10 protein-coding genes are annotated in these 16595 nt (G+C 51.9%); 8 read left to right on the plus strand and 2 right to left on the minus strand.

Annotation, left to right across the window (positions count from 1 at the left end):
* Nucleotides 1-133: 133 nt before the first annotated feature.
* Complete coding sequence (locus FYJ60_RS03345; protein WP_154457163.1) at nucleotides 134-1522, plus strand: hypothetical protein; 1389 nt, start codon at nucleotides 134-136, stop codon at nucleotides 1520-1522.
* Nucleotides 1523-1535: 13 nt separating this feature from the next.
* Here FYJ60_RS03345 and FYJ60_RS03350 read toward each other — a convergent pair whose 3' ends face one another.
* Nucleotides 1536-2159, minus strand: coding sequence for a TetR/AcrR family transcriptional regulator (locus FYJ60_RS03350; protein ID WP_154457164.1), 624 nt, complete (start codon nucleotides 2157-2159; stop codon nucleotides 1536-1538).
* A 443-nt stretch (nucleotides 2160-2602) separates the two neighbouring features.
* Here FYJ60_RS03350 and FYJ60_RS03355 point away from each other — a divergent pair, with 443 nt between their 5' ends.
* From FYJ60_RS03355 to FYJ60_RS03380, 6 genes are all read left to right on the plus strand, one after another.
* Nucleotides 2603-4858 (plus strand): efflux RND transporter permease subunit, encoded by a 2256-nt coding sequence (locus tag FYJ60_RS03355; RefSeq protein WP_154457165.1) that lies wholly within the window; start codon nucleotides 2603-2605, stop codon nucleotides 4856-4858.
* An 89-nt stretch (nucleotides 4859-4947) separates the two neighbouring features.
* Entirely contained in the window at nucleotides 4948-7839 is a 2892-nt protein-coding gene (locus FYJ60_RS03360) for a hypothetical protein (protein ID WP_154457166.1), read from the plus strand.
* Between the two features lie 328 nt (nucleotides 7840-8167).
* Nucleotides 8168-8341 (plus strand): ribbon-helix-helix domain-containing protein, encoded by a 174-nt coding sequence (locus tag FYJ60_RS03365; protein ID WP_154457167.1) that lies wholly within the window; start codon nucleotides 8168-8170, stop codon nucleotides 8339-8341.
* A gap of 181 nt (nucleotides 8342-8522) precedes the next feature.
* Nucleotides 8523-9467 (plus strand): Rpn family recombination-promoting nuclease/putative transposase, encoded by a 945-nt coding sequence (locus FYJ60_RS03370; protein ID WP_154457168.1) that lies wholly within the window; start codon nucleotides 8523-8525, stop codon nucleotides 9465-9467.
* A 285-nt stretch (nucleotides 9468-9752) separates the two neighbouring features.
* Nucleotides 9753-13424, plus strand: coding sequence for a DEAD/DEAH box helicase (locus FYJ60_RS03375; protein WP_154457169.1), 3672 nt, complete (start codon nucleotides 9753-9755; stop codon nucleotides 13422-13424).
* Between the two features lie 52 nt (nucleotides 13425-13476).
* The gene (locus FYJ60_RS03380; protein WP_154457170.1) at nucleotides 13477-14154 is read left to right on the plus strand and encodes a GtrA domain-containing protein; all 678 of its coding nucleotides are present in this window, start codon (nucleotides 13477-13479) and stop codon (nucleotides 14152-14154) included.
* 104 nt (nucleotides 14155-14258) lie between these two features.
* Here the strand turns inward: FYJ60_RS03380 and FYJ60_RS03385 are convergent, their stop codons facing one another.
* Nucleotides 14259-15446 (minus strand): cation diffusion facilitator family transporter, encoded by a 1188-nt coding sequence (locus FYJ60_RS03385; RefSeq protein ID WP_154457171.1) that lies wholly within the window; start codon nucleotides 15444-15446, stop codon nucleotides 14259-14261.
* A 411-nt stretch (nucleotides 15447-15857) separates the two neighbouring features.
* On the opposite strand from FYJ60_RS03385, the gene FYJ60_RS03390 reads away from it, so the two are divergent.
* A complete protein-coding gene (locus FYJ60_RS03390; protein WP_154457172.1) occupies nucleotides 15858-16418 on the plus strand; it encodes a prolyl-tRNA synthetase associated domain-containing protein in 561 nt (186 codons plus the stop codon).
* Nucleotides 16419-16595 lie beyond the last annotated feature (177 nt).

A 16595-nucleotide genomic window follows, 5' to 3' on the forward strand; every position in this document is an offset into this window, starting at 1 on the left:
AAAGTTTATGCTTTTTTAAATAATCGGAACCCCCAATCCGTGGTACACTGATTATTGCATGAAGCTATGACTGATTTGTGAAAACATCCGGGGATCTGGGGAGATATCCGGATGGCTAAAAGGGGTAAGAGTATTGAAAAAAATCACACAGGATTTCCGCACCGGCGCGAGCAGAGCTGCGCTGATGCTTTTATCCGCTGTTCTTCTGGCTGGATCGCTGTCTGGCTGCGGGCTGCGGGAGACGCTGGAGAAACTGGCCGGGGAGGGCGGCACAGGAGAAAACGGACAGACGGCTGCCTCCGCTGTACCAGAAGGGGATCAGAACGGAGGCACTGCGGATTCCCCGGCGGCGGTTTCGGCTTCCTCCGAAGACTTTGAAGAGAATTCCGACGGCGGGTTTCTGGAGCAGCTTGCGCGGAACCCGCTGAACGCGGACAAATATCAGGATAATATTCCGGATGAGGAGAGCCTTTTCCGGAATGCAGCCACGGATTATTTCTTTTATAATCAGCTGACGGACGAGGAAAAAATCATTTACGATGCCATGAAAACGGTGGCGGGGCATCCGGAATCCACGGAGTATCACAAGCGGATGGAGATTGCGGCAGATCCGTCCTCGGATGCGTTTAAGCAAGAGGTGAACCGGGCATATGACGCCCTGATCTACGATCACCCGGAAATGTTCTGGCTGCGGGAGGGAAGCGGAAGCTTTACCTATTATTATCTGGATTCCTTTCATCTGGGGGATCAGTACGCCGTGATGCTGCAGCTGACGGAGCCATATCAGAATTATCAGGCGGAGATGACGGCCTTTAACAGTGCGGTGGACAGCTTTTTTTCCGATATTGACACGACACAGGCTGCACCCTGGCTGGCTCTGCGTATTCATGACAAATTGAACAGTCTGGTCTCTTATGACTGTGAGCTGGCGGACGCCGTGACGGATACAGGCTCCGCATCCTTTGACCTGTCGTATTCCGCATACGGAGCCCTGGTGGCTGACAGCAGGGGCGACGCCAACACAGCGCTCTGCGACGGGTACACCTATGCCTACCAGTATCTGCTGCAGCAGGTGGGCATTCCGGTGGTACGGGTAACCGGACAGGCGGGAAAATCTGCAGATGATCTGCAGCCACATTCCTGGACGGTTATTTCACTGGACGGAGAATGGTATGAGACAGATCCCACCTGGGATGACATAGAACCGGATCTGAATTCCGGGGACGCAGACCAGACGATTGTCCAGGCGGCGGTCAGTGACACGGCCTACTGGAACAGGGTGCGTCATTATATGTATGACCTGACGACAGAACAGATTTCCAATTACACTGCGGACGACAGCTACACCTACTACATCACGACAGACGAGTACAGCGGCTACGCGAAATTTCTGGACGATTCCGTGCACATCCGCACCACGCAGGGCGAGGGAGAAGCACAAGGAGATACGCTCTCCTGGCTGGCGCCCACCGCCACGGGAACGACTTACACGTATGATTATCTGATTCAGAACGGGGGATAACTGTATCCTCCGTTTATTCTGTCTGTCTGTTGCTGGTGTATCCGATCAGTATCTGATGAATGCTCTGGTGCAGCCAGGGCAGATAGGTGTTCAGGTCGCATGGGGACTCATAGACAATGCAGCTGTAGCCGGTGGAACCGACCAGCTCGATAATGGTAAAAAGCAGGAGATTCGGATGCCCGCATTCCAGGTGATCCGCCTTTAACGCCTGCAGAAAGCCCTCGTAGAATTCTGTCAGCTGCGGCACATCGTCCGGCTGCGCAGAGGCAAAACGAAACAGTCCCCAGGAAAGATTCTTGGAGATGAACCTCAGCAGCATGGGATTTGCCTGCAGATAATTCAGAATATAGTCTGTGATGCCGAAAATATAATCCTCCAGTGTCTTTGGCTTCTCCGGGCGCAGCTCCAGGGCTTTCAGCGCCTCCTGCATCAGCTGAGCGGATTTTCTGGCCACAAGCTGATCCCGCAGATCATATTTATCCTTGAAATACAGATAAAACGTTCCCTTGGCCAAACCGGCTCTTTTGGATATATCCGATATGGTGGTTTTGGAAAACCCCTGCTCCACAAACAGATCGAACGCGGTCTGAAGAAGGGACGTCCGTTTATTTCTTTTATTCACTTCAACTTTTCCCATGGCTGCTCCTCCGCTGCCTGTGCATCCTGAATCCGGCCGTCTGCTTCGGTCTTCTGTAACATCCTTCGTCCGGTACGTTTAACTGTTCCAGGCCGTTTGGGTCACAGAGAACCACGCAAAGGCCTGCTGGTACTACTAGTCTACCACTGTTTAGGGGGAAGCGGAGAGAAAAATAATGACCAAAATTCATTTTAATTGTTTGAATTTATTGTGAAACATAAACATTGACCAATGGTCATTTGTGAAATAAGATGAGAGAGGCGTTGGGAGCAGTCCCTGTGTTCTGGTCTGTACCGGTTTCTCTCTGTGATAAAAGATGAGGACAAAAGGGTTGGGACGCTTCCGTATTACAGATAAAGATATGATTACAGTGTCGGAAGTTATGCCGCAATCATATTTTTGGCAGCTATATCAAAATATTAAAAGGATAGGGGTTGATTAGTTTGATTAAGGTAGGAAAGTGGATTGCCAGACACAGAGTCCTGATTCTGGTCGTGGCAGTTATCCTTCTGTTCCCGTCCATGTATGGCTTTGAGCATACCCGGACGAATTACGACCTTCTGACTTATCTTCCGGACACCCTGGAGACCGTAAAGGGACAGGACATTCTGGTGGATGAGTACGGAATGGGAGCGTTTTCCATGATCGTGGTGGAAAACGAGGATCTGAAGGATGTCGCAAAGCTGGAAAAGGATATCGAGGCCATCCCGCATGTTAAGGATGTGCTCTGGTATGACGATGTAGCGGATATCAATCTTCCGGTGGATATGATTCCGAAGAACCTCCGGGAAAAGTTCTTTAACGGGGACGCTACCATGATGATTGCCCTTCTGGACGATTCCACATCCGCGGATTCCTCCATGGAGGCCGTGGAACAGATACGGCAGACGGTTAAGGACGACTGCTACGTCTCCGGAATGACTGCCATCCTGAACGACCTGAAGAGCCTGACCGACCAGGAACTTCCTATTTATGTAACGATAGCCGTTGCCCTCTGTCTGGCCGCACTTCTTTTACTGACAGATTCCTTTGCGGTGCCGTTTCTGTTTCTGATCGATATTGGAATGGCGATTATCTACAATATGGGAACCAACATGGTGTTCGGCCAGATCTCCTACATTACCAAGGCCGTCGCCGCGGTTCTGCAGCTGGGCGTGACCACCGACTACTCCATCTTCCTGCTGGGAAGCTACCGGGAGAATAAGGAAAGATTCCCCGGCGACAATAACCGTGCCATGGGGCACGCAATTTCTAACACCTTCAAGTCCATTATCGGAAGTTCCGTCACGACGATCGCGGGATTTATCGCCCTCTGCTTTATGAGCTTCAGCCTGGGCTTCGACATGGGACTGGTTATGGCTAAGGGTGTTCTGTTTGGCGTATTAAGCTGCGTGACCATCCTTCCGGCGCTGGTTCTTATTTTTGACAAGCTGATTACCAAAACCACGCACAGACCTCTTCTGCGGAATACCGACAGGCTGTCCGATTTTGTCACAAAGCACTGGGTGATCTGGCTGGTCATCTTCGCGGTGATGTTTGTTCCGGCTCTGTACGGCAACAACAACGTGAAAAATTACTACGATATGTCCGGTTCTCTTCCGAAAACCCTTCCGTCCAGCATTGCGGAGACAAAGCTGGAGGATGACTTCGGCAGCAGTACCATGCATGTGATTCTGATGGACAAGGATCTTCCGGCAAAGGACCAGAAGGCTGTCCTGGATCAGATTGACGACGTGGACGGTGTAAACTACTGCATCGGCATCCGCTCCCTGGTAGGATCGGAAGTTCCGGATTCCATGATTCCGGCAAAAGCAAAGAGCATGCTGGAGAGTGATAAATACACGCTGGCCTTTGTCAGCAGCCAGTACTACACAGGCTCCGACGAAGTAAACGCGCAGATCGACGACATCAACAAAATCCTGAAGCAGTATGACCCCAACGGCATGCTGATCGGCGAAGCTCCGCTGACCCATGATCTGGTGGATGTCACGAATGTGGACTTCATGCACGTAAACACGGCATCCATCGGAATTATCTTCTTCATTATTCTGTTCGTGTTCAAGTCCTTCTCGCTGCCGGTGATTCTGGAAGCGACCATCGAATTTGCCATCTTTGTCAACATGGCCATTGAATTCTACACGGGAACATCGGTTTCCTTTGTAACAAGCATTGTCCTGGGCACCGTCCAGCTGGGTTCCACCGTTGACTACGCCATCCTGATGACAAGCCGGTTCCAGAAGGAAAGACAGAGAGGACGGGATAAAAAGACGGCTGTAACAATCGCGCACCGCGCTTGTATGCCATCCATCATCACCTCCGGAGCAGCCTTCTTCGCCGCAACCTTCGGCGTGGCCGTATATTCGGACATCGATGTGATCCACTCCATCTGCATGATGCTGGCACGAGGCGCACTGATCAGTATGGTGACGGTTATCTTCGTGCTGCCCGGCTGGTTCATGCTGCTGGATGGATTTATCGAAAAGACGTCCATCGATTTCCTGGGAACAAAGAAAGCTGCCCGTAAGGCAGCCGCCCAGAGCAGACGGATCGGCACTGCAGCCACGGCTGCAGCGGCAGGAAGCGGACAGGTTTCCGGAGCTTCCGGTGATACTGGTGTGACCGGCGCGTCCGGCATGGAGACGGCGGAAGACAGCAGCAAGACATCCGGGGATTCCGAAAAACAGGACTTTAAAGAGTAAAAATCTGATAAACAGGAATAAGGATAGTTAAATAAAGCTAATCATACTGTCCGGGCTTAGACGGGAATCTAAGAGAATCGAGGAAGAATATGAACCGCAATAGAAAAATAAAGGTAAAAAAGTTAAATAAGCCACTGGCAATCGGAATGGCAGCCCTTATGGGCGCTGTTCCCATGGTCACAGCCGCGCCCGTATTCGCGGACAGCGCGCAGACGGCCGATTCCGCAGTAACCAAAGACGAGACGGTCTATGTCAATGCGGACGCCTCCGGAAAAACATCCAAGATTACGGTATCCGATCAGCTGACAAACGCGGGTTCGCAGAAAACGGTAGAGGACGCCTCCGATCTTTCTGACATTCAGAACGTCAAGGGCGACGAGACCTACAGCGGCTCCGGCAGCAACATGACATGGACCACAGACGGAGAGGATATCTTCTACCAGGGAACATCCAACAAGGAGCTCCCGGTAGGCGTCAGTTTCACCTATCTGCTGGATGGCAAGGAAATTGCCCCGAAGGATCTGATCGGAAAAAGCGGTAAGCTGACCATTAAGATCAAATATACCAACAACACCAGCACATCCGTGGACATCAACGGGAAAAAGCAGGATGTACAGACACCGTTTATGATGATTACCGGACTGATTATGCCGTCCGAGACCTTCTCCAATGTAACCGTGGATAACGGCAAGGTAATTAACGACGGCAGCAGAAACGTGGTCGTGGCATACGGAATGCCCGGCCTCCGGGAGAGCCTGAACATAGACGGTTATACCTCGGATGACAGCAGCAAAACAACTTCTGAGGAAAGCGTGAGCAGCACATCTTCGGAGGACAGCAGCAAAGCGGCATCGGACAGCAGCGCATCTTCAGAGGACAGCGGCAAAAAGACTTCCGATAATAAGGACAGTAAGAGCACCGAAGATAAAATCGACGAGAAAACCCAGACGGTGAAAGATAAAATTGCGGACATCAACATTCCGGACACCGTAGAGATCACTGCGGATGTGACAGATTTTGAGATGAGCTCCACCTACACGGTTGCCATGGACAGCATCTTTGATGATATCGACGTGGACGACATCGATGATTCCGACGACCTTCGCGATTCACTGAACGAGCTGGAGGACGCCGCTGTAAAGCTTGCGGACGGCAGCAGCGAACTGAAGGACGGCACCTCCGAGCTGGCCACAAAATATAAAGATCTGGACAGCGGCATCAAGCAGCTGAAGGAAGGACTGGACACCGCGGCAAGCGGGGTGAATGCTCTGGCTTCGCAGGCACCGGATGCGGCAAATGGAGCCAAGGCTCTGGCAAATGGAACGACAGCGCTGAAAAATACAATGGATGGTTTTTCCAGTGATACAAAGACGCTGAACAGTATTTCTTCTGCCGCGTCAAAACAGGCCAGTGATGAAGTCGGAGCTCAGCTGAGCAATAGTGATGCCTTAAATAAACAAGCGGAAGCAATAGGAAAATCTGCAGCCGCCTCGGCAGTGCAGACAATAAACAGCCAGACGAAAACAATCGGCGACACGGCAGTGGCAGGAGTCAACGCACAGCTTGAGGACAAGGCGAAAGCGGCGGGAGTAAGTGCGAAAAGTACCGCTGAAGCAAGCGTAAATGAGAAAGAAGTCGGGGACGCGGCTGTAAATGTGGTGAATCAGTCACTGGACAAAGCGGCAGAGGATGCATCCAATCAGGCGTCACAGCAGGCCGCCGCAGCAGTGACAGGAGATGAGAAGCTGAAGGCACTGGCATCACAGGCGGGAGCAGCGGCGAAAAGCACGGTTCAGAAAAATGCAGATCAGACTAAGGCAAAGGCCAGCAGTGATGCGGCAGGATCGTCGGCGGTTACAGAAGCAGCGAAGGCTTTGTCCAGCGGTATCGGTTCTGCTGTGTCCGGGACGGTTTCTTCCAAGCTGAAAGGCGCGGCCTCGGGCATCTCTTCCAATATTACAGCAGGTCAGATGGCAGTAATATTGGAAGCATCCGGTATGCCACAGGATGACGCAAACAAGTATGCTGCGGCAGTGGCGTCAACGGTCAACAGCAGTGTGAATACCTCTATTTCTACGCAGCTCAGCGGTATCTCGGTCAGTGCAGATGATATTACGAACGCAGTTTCCGCTTCTGTAACCTCGACGCTGCAGCAAGTGGCAGGCAGCGCGGCGGGAGAGGCCGCTGAGGCTGCGGCAGAGAGTGCGGCAGAGAAGGCGGCTTCCGGAACAGTTATCCAGATACCGGCAGATATTGTCGGAACAGCAGCGGGGAACGCAGCGGCAAGTGCGGTAAAGGCAACAGCGCCTGCAACCGCAAGAGAGACTGCGGTAGAGACAGCAAAGGCAACAGCCGGGACGACCGCATATAATGTTGCGTATAACACAGTAAAGAGTACGGCACCTGAGGTGGCAAGAACAACAGCTACACAGGTTGCGCCTCTGGTGGCATCTTCTGTCGGGGAGAAGGTTGGAGCGGAGACCTTTAAGGCTGTTGCCAAGCAGTCCGGTCAGGAAGTGGCATCCCAGGTAGCAGGAAAGACATCGGTATCGGTTGCAAAGCAGGTTGTGTCGAATTTCCTGAATCCGATTGCCGCGCTTAATACGGGTGCGGTTACGTTGAGCAACGGACTGTCAGCACTTCCCTCCGGAGCGCAGCAGCTGCAGTCCGGAATGAAACAGCTCAGCAGCGGCGCGGAGCAGCTGCAGTCCGGCAGCAGCCAGGTGGTGACCGGTATTGACAAGCTGAACGACGGCGCAGAGGAGCTTTCCTCCGGCATGAACGAGTTCAAGGATGATGGGATTCTTCCGCTTACAAAGGCCATGAATGAGCTGCTGGATACTACAGATGACATCCAGTCCAGACTGAAAGCACTGGCATCCGATCAGGTTTCCTACAAGAACTACAGCGGAATTTCGGACGGAATGACCGGAAGCGTGAAGTTTGTTATCGAGACAGACGAGCTGGAAAAAGACGAGTAATTTCTTTTTCTGCGGGTAATACCCCAAAATAACACACTGGGTCATTTCATTCATATCAAACATAAAGAAAAAGGGAAAACAGACATTGCGGAAAAAAATCTGTAGTGTCTGTTTTTTTTATCCCGGAGTCATTCGGATGGGAATACAGCAGCATCGATATCGTTTTCCCTGCATCTCCTGAAGAGGATTGCGTAACACAGAAAATATTTGAATTTTAGATAGGAGATGGATCTTTGAAATTCCGTTCCAGTGAATTAAAGATACATCGGAAAAGAAAAGGATTGAATAATTGCATTGCAAAAATTATAGTATAATCGGAGGGAAGAGAATGGCAAATGTAGGACGCCCAAAGGGCGAAAATAACAAGGATTATAATTACACGCTCCGGATAGACGAGCAGACGAGAAAAAGATTAGAAGCGTACTGTGAAAAAATGAAAATCCAAAAATCAGAAGCAATCAGACAGGCGCTAGAATTGCTGCTGGTAGAAGAATATAAATAAAAGGATGTATCAAAAAGGCGCTACAGGTGACAGGATATTTACAGATGGGAGCACAGAATATACGGTTTGGACTGACATTGCGTCTGAACAGTAACTGATGGGACTGAGAGGCATTCACAGCCCTCTTCCTTGTCATGATTAAGAAAAAATGATAAGGTACGAATAGAAGATAAAGTACAATATGGGAAAAGAAAAAGATTTATCAGAAAAAATACTGGAAGAATATAACGATGTCTTCGCAGACATAGTAAATGGTATTGTCTTCAAAGGTAAACCGATCATTCAGCCAGAGGATCTTCAAAACACAATGCTTGAGGCAATGTACCGTTCTGTCGGAAATGGTAAAATCCGAAGCCAGGAACGGGACGTGGCAAAAATATGGAAGAAAAATGGCATAAAAATCGCTCTTTGCGGATTGGAAAACCAGACAATGGTGGATAAATACATGCCTCTTCGGATCATGGGGTATGAAGGCCTTTCCTATCGGGATATGTTAAAAAACGGAAGTGCTGATGTATACCCTGTCATGACATTAGTTTTGTATTTCGGAGACGAGCATTGGCAATCGCCAAAAAGTGTAAAGGGGATTTTTGCGGATAAACCATATTTGGAAGAGATGGACGGATACCTTAATGATGTCAAGGCGAACATCTGTGAGGTAGCATTTCTGACAGAAGAAGAAATCAATAATTTTCAAAGTGATTTTAAAATTGTCGCCAACTTTTTCGCCAGCAAACGGAAAGATCCGGACTACGTTCCAGACGATAAACAGATAATGGGACATGTGGAAGATGTCCTGTGGCTTCTTTCAGCTGTTACGGGTGACAATAGATACCGGGACATATGTTACGAGAAAGATTTTGAGGAGGTACATACGATGTGTGATGTGGCTCAAAGATTAGAGGACAGAGGAAGAGTTTCTGGATTAAAAGAAGGCATAAAAGAAGGCATAAAAGAAGGAAGAAAAGAAGGGATAAAAGAAGGCGGATTGATTATGCTGTATCGTCTGGCCTCAGAAGGCACAATAACCATTGATCAGGCAGTAAACGCGGCGCTGCCTTATGGCGTTAAGAACGCAGAGGATTTCCGAAAGAGAGCAATGCTGGCCGGATATAATCTGAAGTAAGCGGACATACGCGGGCAAAACAGCAACATCCCTCCCAAGGTTATAGACGGGCTGGGAAAGACAGAAGGAAATATGACCCCAAATAGCAGCATCCTTCCCAGGGTCATAGACGGGCAGGAAAAAGTATAGAGAAACATGACGTGGCTGGCAAGAATCCCCAAATGGATTGCAGGCAGGCAAGGCGGGCACCTTTCTCTTTGCTTCTCCCTGCCTTCTTTTGCGTCTTGGGAAAATATGCTAGAATATGCTGGGCGAAAATGAAAGTCGGCTGTTTTAAGGAGTGTTATGGGCTGGAGAGATTTTTTTTCAGAGGTTATTCTAAAAAGAGGGCTGGATCTTTATAAGAAGAAAAGAGTCCTGGGGTTCAGCCGGACGGATGACTCTGCCATTGCCAGGGTTGCGGACGGAAGAAATTACCAGGTGACGGTCTGGTACCGGGATGAGAAGCTGGCCGGAAGGTGTAACTGTGAATCCGCCCGGAATGGCCGTGTCTGCAAACATATGGCTGCCGTTCTGTTCCAGTGGGAGGCGGATAAATACCAGTGCGTTCCTACCCTGTGGCAGAAAAAAGCGCTGCAGCCGGAAGTCCTGCGTGCGGAGGATGCTCTGGAACCGGCGGACAGAAAAGAACTGTATTTTAATCTTATTCCGCTTTTGAAAGACTATACAGTCAGCGCGGACAGTGTAAAGAGTGCCAGAGAACAGATTGCTGACGAAGAGATTACGCCGGAGAACCAGGAATTTTTCTATGCCATCGGGCAGGGGTATCAGTCCCGCTTTTACGGGCACATGGTTTACCGGATTAAGGAGAAGAACGGGAAAACCGGAAGCGTAGAGCTGCAGTTTACCAAAAACGCGATCTCCATTCTGCAGTGTTCCTGCTGCAACCGGAGGTATCACGATTCTTACTACTACAGTAACTCGACGCGGCTCTGTTCCCACGCGATGGCGGCAATTATTGACACGGACCGCTATTTGCTTCTGTATAATCCGGGGGATGCCACGGATGTATCGGCGGCACAGTTCCTGGAAAGAGTCGGGAGAAAGCGCGCGATCGAAAAAAAGGAGCTGGGCGGGGAGCGTAAAAAGACGATTGTTCTGGAACCGCGGGTTTTCATGGAATACTCCGGTCTGGAGCTGTCCTTTAAGATCGGGAATACCAAAATGTATGTCCTGAAGGATATGACAGACCTGGTGGACAAGGTGGAGAAGCGAGAGACTCTGCAGCTGGGGACCAAAAGTGCGATTTCCTTTGCCACGGATACCTTTGTGGACAGCTCGCTGCCTTTTTACCGTCTGATACGGAGCGAGGTTCGTCTGGGGGAGAAGCTGATGGACCAGATGCTGAGTAAGCAGGCCTACTATTTCAGCGGCAGGGATCTGCTGGTAAAGAACCGGATTATCCTCTCCGGCAGCGGGCTGGATCAATTTTACACGCAGGAGCTTGGGAAGGATGTGCCGGTGGCCGGCGGGGATGCCGCCGTGTTCCAGAAGCTGAAAATCCGGGAGACAGCTATTACTATTCCTGTCATGATTTCTGCTTCGGGCAAGGGGAAGAATTTTGATGGGGTTCTTCTGAAGGCGGACACTCCGGAGCTTCTGCAGGGGGAAAAGGAGAATTACCTGCTGGACGGAGATGTCATGACGCGCATCCCGGAGGAACAATTCCGGGAGCTGGAGCCTCTGCTGGAAATGTCTGATGAGGATGGGATTCCCCAGATGAAGATCGGCAAGAAGAAAATGCCGGAATTCTTCTATCGCGTGCTGCCGGAGATGGAGAAAAATCCCTGTCTGGATATCCGGATTACCGATGAGGAGGAAATACAGAAGCATCTGGCGCCGGAGGCGCAGTTTGTTTTCCGGCTGGACGCGGAGGACGGACAGCTGCTGTGTCGGGCGGAAGTGGCCTACGGGGACAAGAAACACGTGCTGCGGCTGCCGGAGCCGCAGGAACTTCCACTGCCGGCCTACCGGGATCTGAACCAGGAGCAGGACGCGCTGGAACAGGTGCACAACTACTTTCCGGAGTACAGCGAACAGAAGGAAGCCTGGTGTTCCGACAGCAGCGCCGACCAGGTGTTCCGCGTGCTGACAGAGGGAACAGACACCCTTCTGGAGTACGGAGAGGTGGAAGGAACCGAAGCCTTCCGCAGACAGAAGATCCGAAAAATGCCGCCCATCCAGGTCGGCGTCGGGGTGGAAAGCGACTTGATGAATCTTTCCATCACCACCGACGATATGTCCCTGGAGGAGCTGGCGGCCCTTCTGGACAGCTATCGGAAAAAGAAGAAATACTACCGCCTGAAAAGCGGGGAATTTATCCGGCTGGAGGAGTCCGGGTCGCTGGATGTTCTGCAGGCCATGATGGACAGCATGGGGGTTTCGGTAAAGGAATTTACCAAAGGGAAGATGCACCTTCCGCTGTACCGGGCGCTCTATCTGGACAAGATGCTGGAGGAGCATGACGAGCTGGCCTCCGACCGCGACCACGCGTTCCGGGAACTGGTAAAAAATTTCAAGACCATCAAGGACTCAGATTTCTCTGTCCCGGCATCCCTGAAAAAAAGCATGAGAAACTATCAGGTCTACGGCTACAAGTGGATGCGCACGCTGGCCGGGGTCGGTTTTTCGGGCATTCTGGCGGACGATATGGGACTGGGAAAAACCCTGCAGATGATCTCCGTCCTGCTGGCAGACAAGCTGGAGAATGCCGCGCCGCACACCTCGCTGATTGTCTGCCCGGCCTCCCTGGTGTACAACTGGCAGGAGGAGCTGCAGCGGTTTGCGCCGGAGCTGAAAACGATTCCCGTGACAGGAACAGCAGCGGCGCGCAGGGACATCATCGAGGGCTGGCAGAGCTGGGATGTCATGATCACCTCCTACGATTTGCTGAAGCGGGACATCAGCCATTACGAGGACAAGACCTTCTTCTATCATGTGCTGGACGAGGCGCAGTTCATCAAAAACCCGAAGGCCGGGGTGAGCAAGGCGGTAAAAGTGATTCACAGCCGCCACCGGATGGCGCTGACCGGGACGCCCATAGAAAACAGACTCAGCGAGCTCTGGAGCATCTTTGATTTCCTGATGCCCGGATTCCTGTACGACTATGCGGAATTTCACAACAGATATGAGAATCCGATCACAAGGGAAAAAGACGAAGAAGCGGCGGGCCGCCTGAAACGGATGGTGGGGCCGTTTATCCTGCGCCGCCTGAAGGGAGACGTCCTGAAAGACCTCCCGGAGAAGATCGAAGAGGTGCGCTACGCGAAATTTGACGCGGAGCAGCAGCATCTGTACGATGCGCAGGTGGCGCATATGACATCCATGCTGGAATCGGGAGAGCTGAACAGCGGGAAGGACAAAATACGGATTCTGGCGGAGCTGACGAAAATCCGGCAGCTGTGCTGTGACCCTTCCCTCATTTTGGAAAATTATTCCGGCGGCTCCGCCAAGCGGGAGGCCGTTCTGGATCTGATCCGGAGCGCCATGGACGGCGGGCACCGGATGCTGGTGTTTTCCCAGTTTACCTCCATGCTGGAGCTGCTGGAAGAGGATCTGAAGAAAGAAAATATTTCCTATTACAAAATAACCGGATCGACGTCGAAGGAAGAAAGAATCCGGCTGGTGCATGCCTTTAATGAAAACAGCACGCCGGTATTCCTGATCTCGCTGAAGGCGGGCGGAACCGGACTGAACCTGGTGGGCGCGGATATGGTCATTCACTACGATCCGTGGTGGAATCTGGCGGCGCAGAACCAGGCCACAGACCGCGCGCACCGTATCGGACAGAAGCACAAGGTTTCTGTCTTTAAGCTGATTGCGAAAAACACTATCGAAGAAAAAATCCTGAAGCTTCAGGAAGCCAAAAAAGACCTGGCGGACGCCATCATCAGCGGCGAGGGAGAATCCCTTACTTCGCTTACGGCAGAGGAGCTGGTGGAACTTCTGCAGGGGTGAAGGACTGCCAGCCACAGGATTCGCTTCAGGGGCGCGGGAGGCTCCTGCAAGGGTGCGAAAGTGTCGGCAGCAGGATCGCTGCGGGCGCCGGGAGGGCGCCTGCAAGGGAGAGAAAGTGTCGGCAGCAGGTTCGCTGCGGCGCAGAAATAACAGGAAACCGGAACACGCAGAGGGGGATATGGATATGGACGCAGAAAACCGCGGAACAACAAAGGCGGGAAAGGAAAAATGGACGGCGAGGCACGCGGAGATGTGGAAGTTTCTAAAGTTTCTGTTTGCCGGAACCGTATCTTCCGCTGTGGAGCTGCTGGCGCATCTCCTGCTGCTGAATGTCATTCTGACAGGAGTCAGCGGGGAGGTGCACAGCAGGATTTTTGAATTTCTGCACATGAGCGATCAGAGAATCATTCTCGCTTACATGATCTCCACGGCGATCGGATACGCCATCGCCTTTATCATGAATCGGAAAATCTCTTTCCAGGCGGATGCCAATGTGGCACTCAGCGTGTTTCTGTATGTTCTCATGGTGATTTTTACGATTTTCGCCAACGGGTGGATCGGCGACAACATCAACACCCTGTTCATGCATCTGAATCCCGCGCTGGACGCCGCCTCCAATACCACCAGCGCGCTGCTCCAGAAAATCGTCTGCATGATTATCCCGACCGCGTGGACCTATCCCTGCAACCGGTTTATCATTCACCGGAAGAGAAAGGAAAAGGTTTCCTGAAAAAAAGCGTCTGCCGTCGTCTGCCGATCACAGGGGCACCCAGCTCTTCCTACTGTCCGTTATCACTGCAGGAAAGGAAAAAAAGGGCAATCTTACAAGGGCGCTCAGCCCTGCCCCAGCGTCTCGTTCATATAGCCGCGCTCAATCTGAATCTCGCAGGTGCAGTCGGGATCCAGCTCCTTCAGGAGCCCCCGGCACTGGCTGACAACCCGCTTCTCCTGTTCTTTTTTGTAGGAGTACGGCACGTGAAGCTCAAACTGCAGGTGCGTTTTTCCGTCACTGACAGTCGAGCCGAAGTCGTGAATTTCCAGATCCGGATCCAGAAGCTTAATCAGCCGCTCCATCTGGCTCCGCAGTTTCTGTGTCTCCGCGTCGCACACATCCGAGGGATCCACATGAACTACAAGCATCACACCAAGCTCTTTCCAGACGGCATTTTCCGCCGCATCCGCAATGGCATGCGCTTCCGCAACTGTCATTTCCTTCGGAAGAAGCATGTGGATGGTGGCGAAGTTTTTGCCGGGACCGTAATTATGAATGATCAGGTCATGGGTTCCTTCCGCTTTCTCCTGGCCGGAGACCAGTTCCTCTATTTTATCCCGCAGCTTCGGATCCTCAGACTGTCCCAGAAGCGGAGAAAGCACATCCCGCACGATGCCGATGCCCGCCCAGACGATCAGCAGGGAGACAAAGATTCCGGCAAAACCATCCACGTGGATGCCGAGCAGCCGCTCCGCCGCGACAGAAAAAATGGTGATGGATGTCGTCAGGCAGTCAAACAGAGAGTCCATCGCCGTGGCATGAAGAACAGTGGAGGAAATTTTTTTGCCAATTGCGTTGTAGAAGAAATACAGCCACAGCTTTGCCAGCACGGCAATGACCAGCAGCACCATCAGCACCGCGGAAAAACCCAGATTTTTCGGGTGAAGGATGTTCTGAAAAGACTCGCGGAAGAAGCTGATGCCGACCTCCACAATGGCAAAGGCAATGATAAAGGCCGCAATATACTCAATCCTTCCGTGACCGAAGGGATGTTCCTGATCCGCGGGCTTTTCGGAAATTCTTGCGCTTACCAGGCTGATGCCGGAGGAAACCGCGTCGGAAAGGTTGTTTACGGCGTCCGCCGTTACCGCCATGGAAGAGAGCAGGATGCCGATGACCAGTTTGACCGCGAACAGAACCAGGTTTGTGCCGATTCCCACAATGCCGGCGGCGGTTCCGTAGGCGGCGCGCACGCGGACATCCTGCACATCAGAGCTGTTTTTAATCATTTTATCAAGAAATTTCCCCATAGAAAGAACCCTCTTTCAGATTTTCCGCCGGATTCCTATTCGGTCTTTACTGTTTCCGTGCGGTATCCTTGTTTCCACCGATATTTTTCAGATAGAAAGAATCCGGCGCAGCCTGTTCCTGCCGCTCCGGATTCTCTGTATCTTATCACAGGAATCGGATATGAGTCCAGCCTAACAGAGATTAGATGGCAATTTATTCTGCCTGTGCTATACTGGCAGAGACGGTTTCCGGGGCTGCCAAGGCCAGGCCGGATCAGACCGTGACGGAAATTTGATGTGGAGACGGTTTCCGGGGCTGCCAGGACCAGGCCGGATCAGACCGTGACGGAAATTTGGCATGGAGACGGTTCCGGGGAACAGTCGGAAATGGAAATCTGCCGTGCGCATTAGGAAAGGAGCAGCAGGAGAGAAATGAGCAGATATATACTGGAAAAAGGAAGGCCGACATCCATGGAGGGAAGGCTCGAAAAGGAAATTAGGGTCTATGACCTGCTGGACAGCCTTCACATGGAATACTGGCACACGGATCATCCGGACGCCCAGGCGTATACCATGGAAGCCTGCCGGGATATTGATGAGGTGCTGGGAGCCACCGTCTGTAAGAACCTGTTCCTGACGAACCGTCAGCACACAGACTTCTATCTGCTGATGATGCCGGGAGACAAGGTGTTTAAGACAAAGGAACTGTCCGGGCAGATCGGATCTGCGCGGCTTTCTTTCGGATCGCCGGAGGAAATGGAGGAGATGCTGGACTGCCATCCCGGCTCGGCCTCTGTCATGGGACTGATGAATGACAGGGACAACCGTGTCCGGCTGCTGGTGGACAGGGATGTGCTGAAAGGGGAATTTATCGGCGCCCATCCCTGCATCAATACATCCAGCCTGAAGCTCCGGACGGAAGAGGTTTTCGGAAAATTTCTGGAGGCGGTGCACCATCCCATGACAGAGGTGACGCTGACCGGGGAGGCCTGAGCGCCCGAAGATGCCTGCACTGCCGGTCAAGAAGAAGGCTGTTCCGGCAAAGAAAGCAGGAAAAACGGGCTGCTTGCGTAAAGGGACGGAATGGACTTAAAATAACCGGAGGATGACCGGCGCCGGAGCGGCCGGCTGCGGTCATTTGGAAGCAACAGGGCGAAACGCGGCGGAAAG

The organism is Bilifractor porci, from assembly GCF_009696005.1.
Lineage (GTDB): Bacteria > Bacillota > Clostridia > Lachnospirales > Lachnospiraceae > Bilifractor > Bilifractor porci.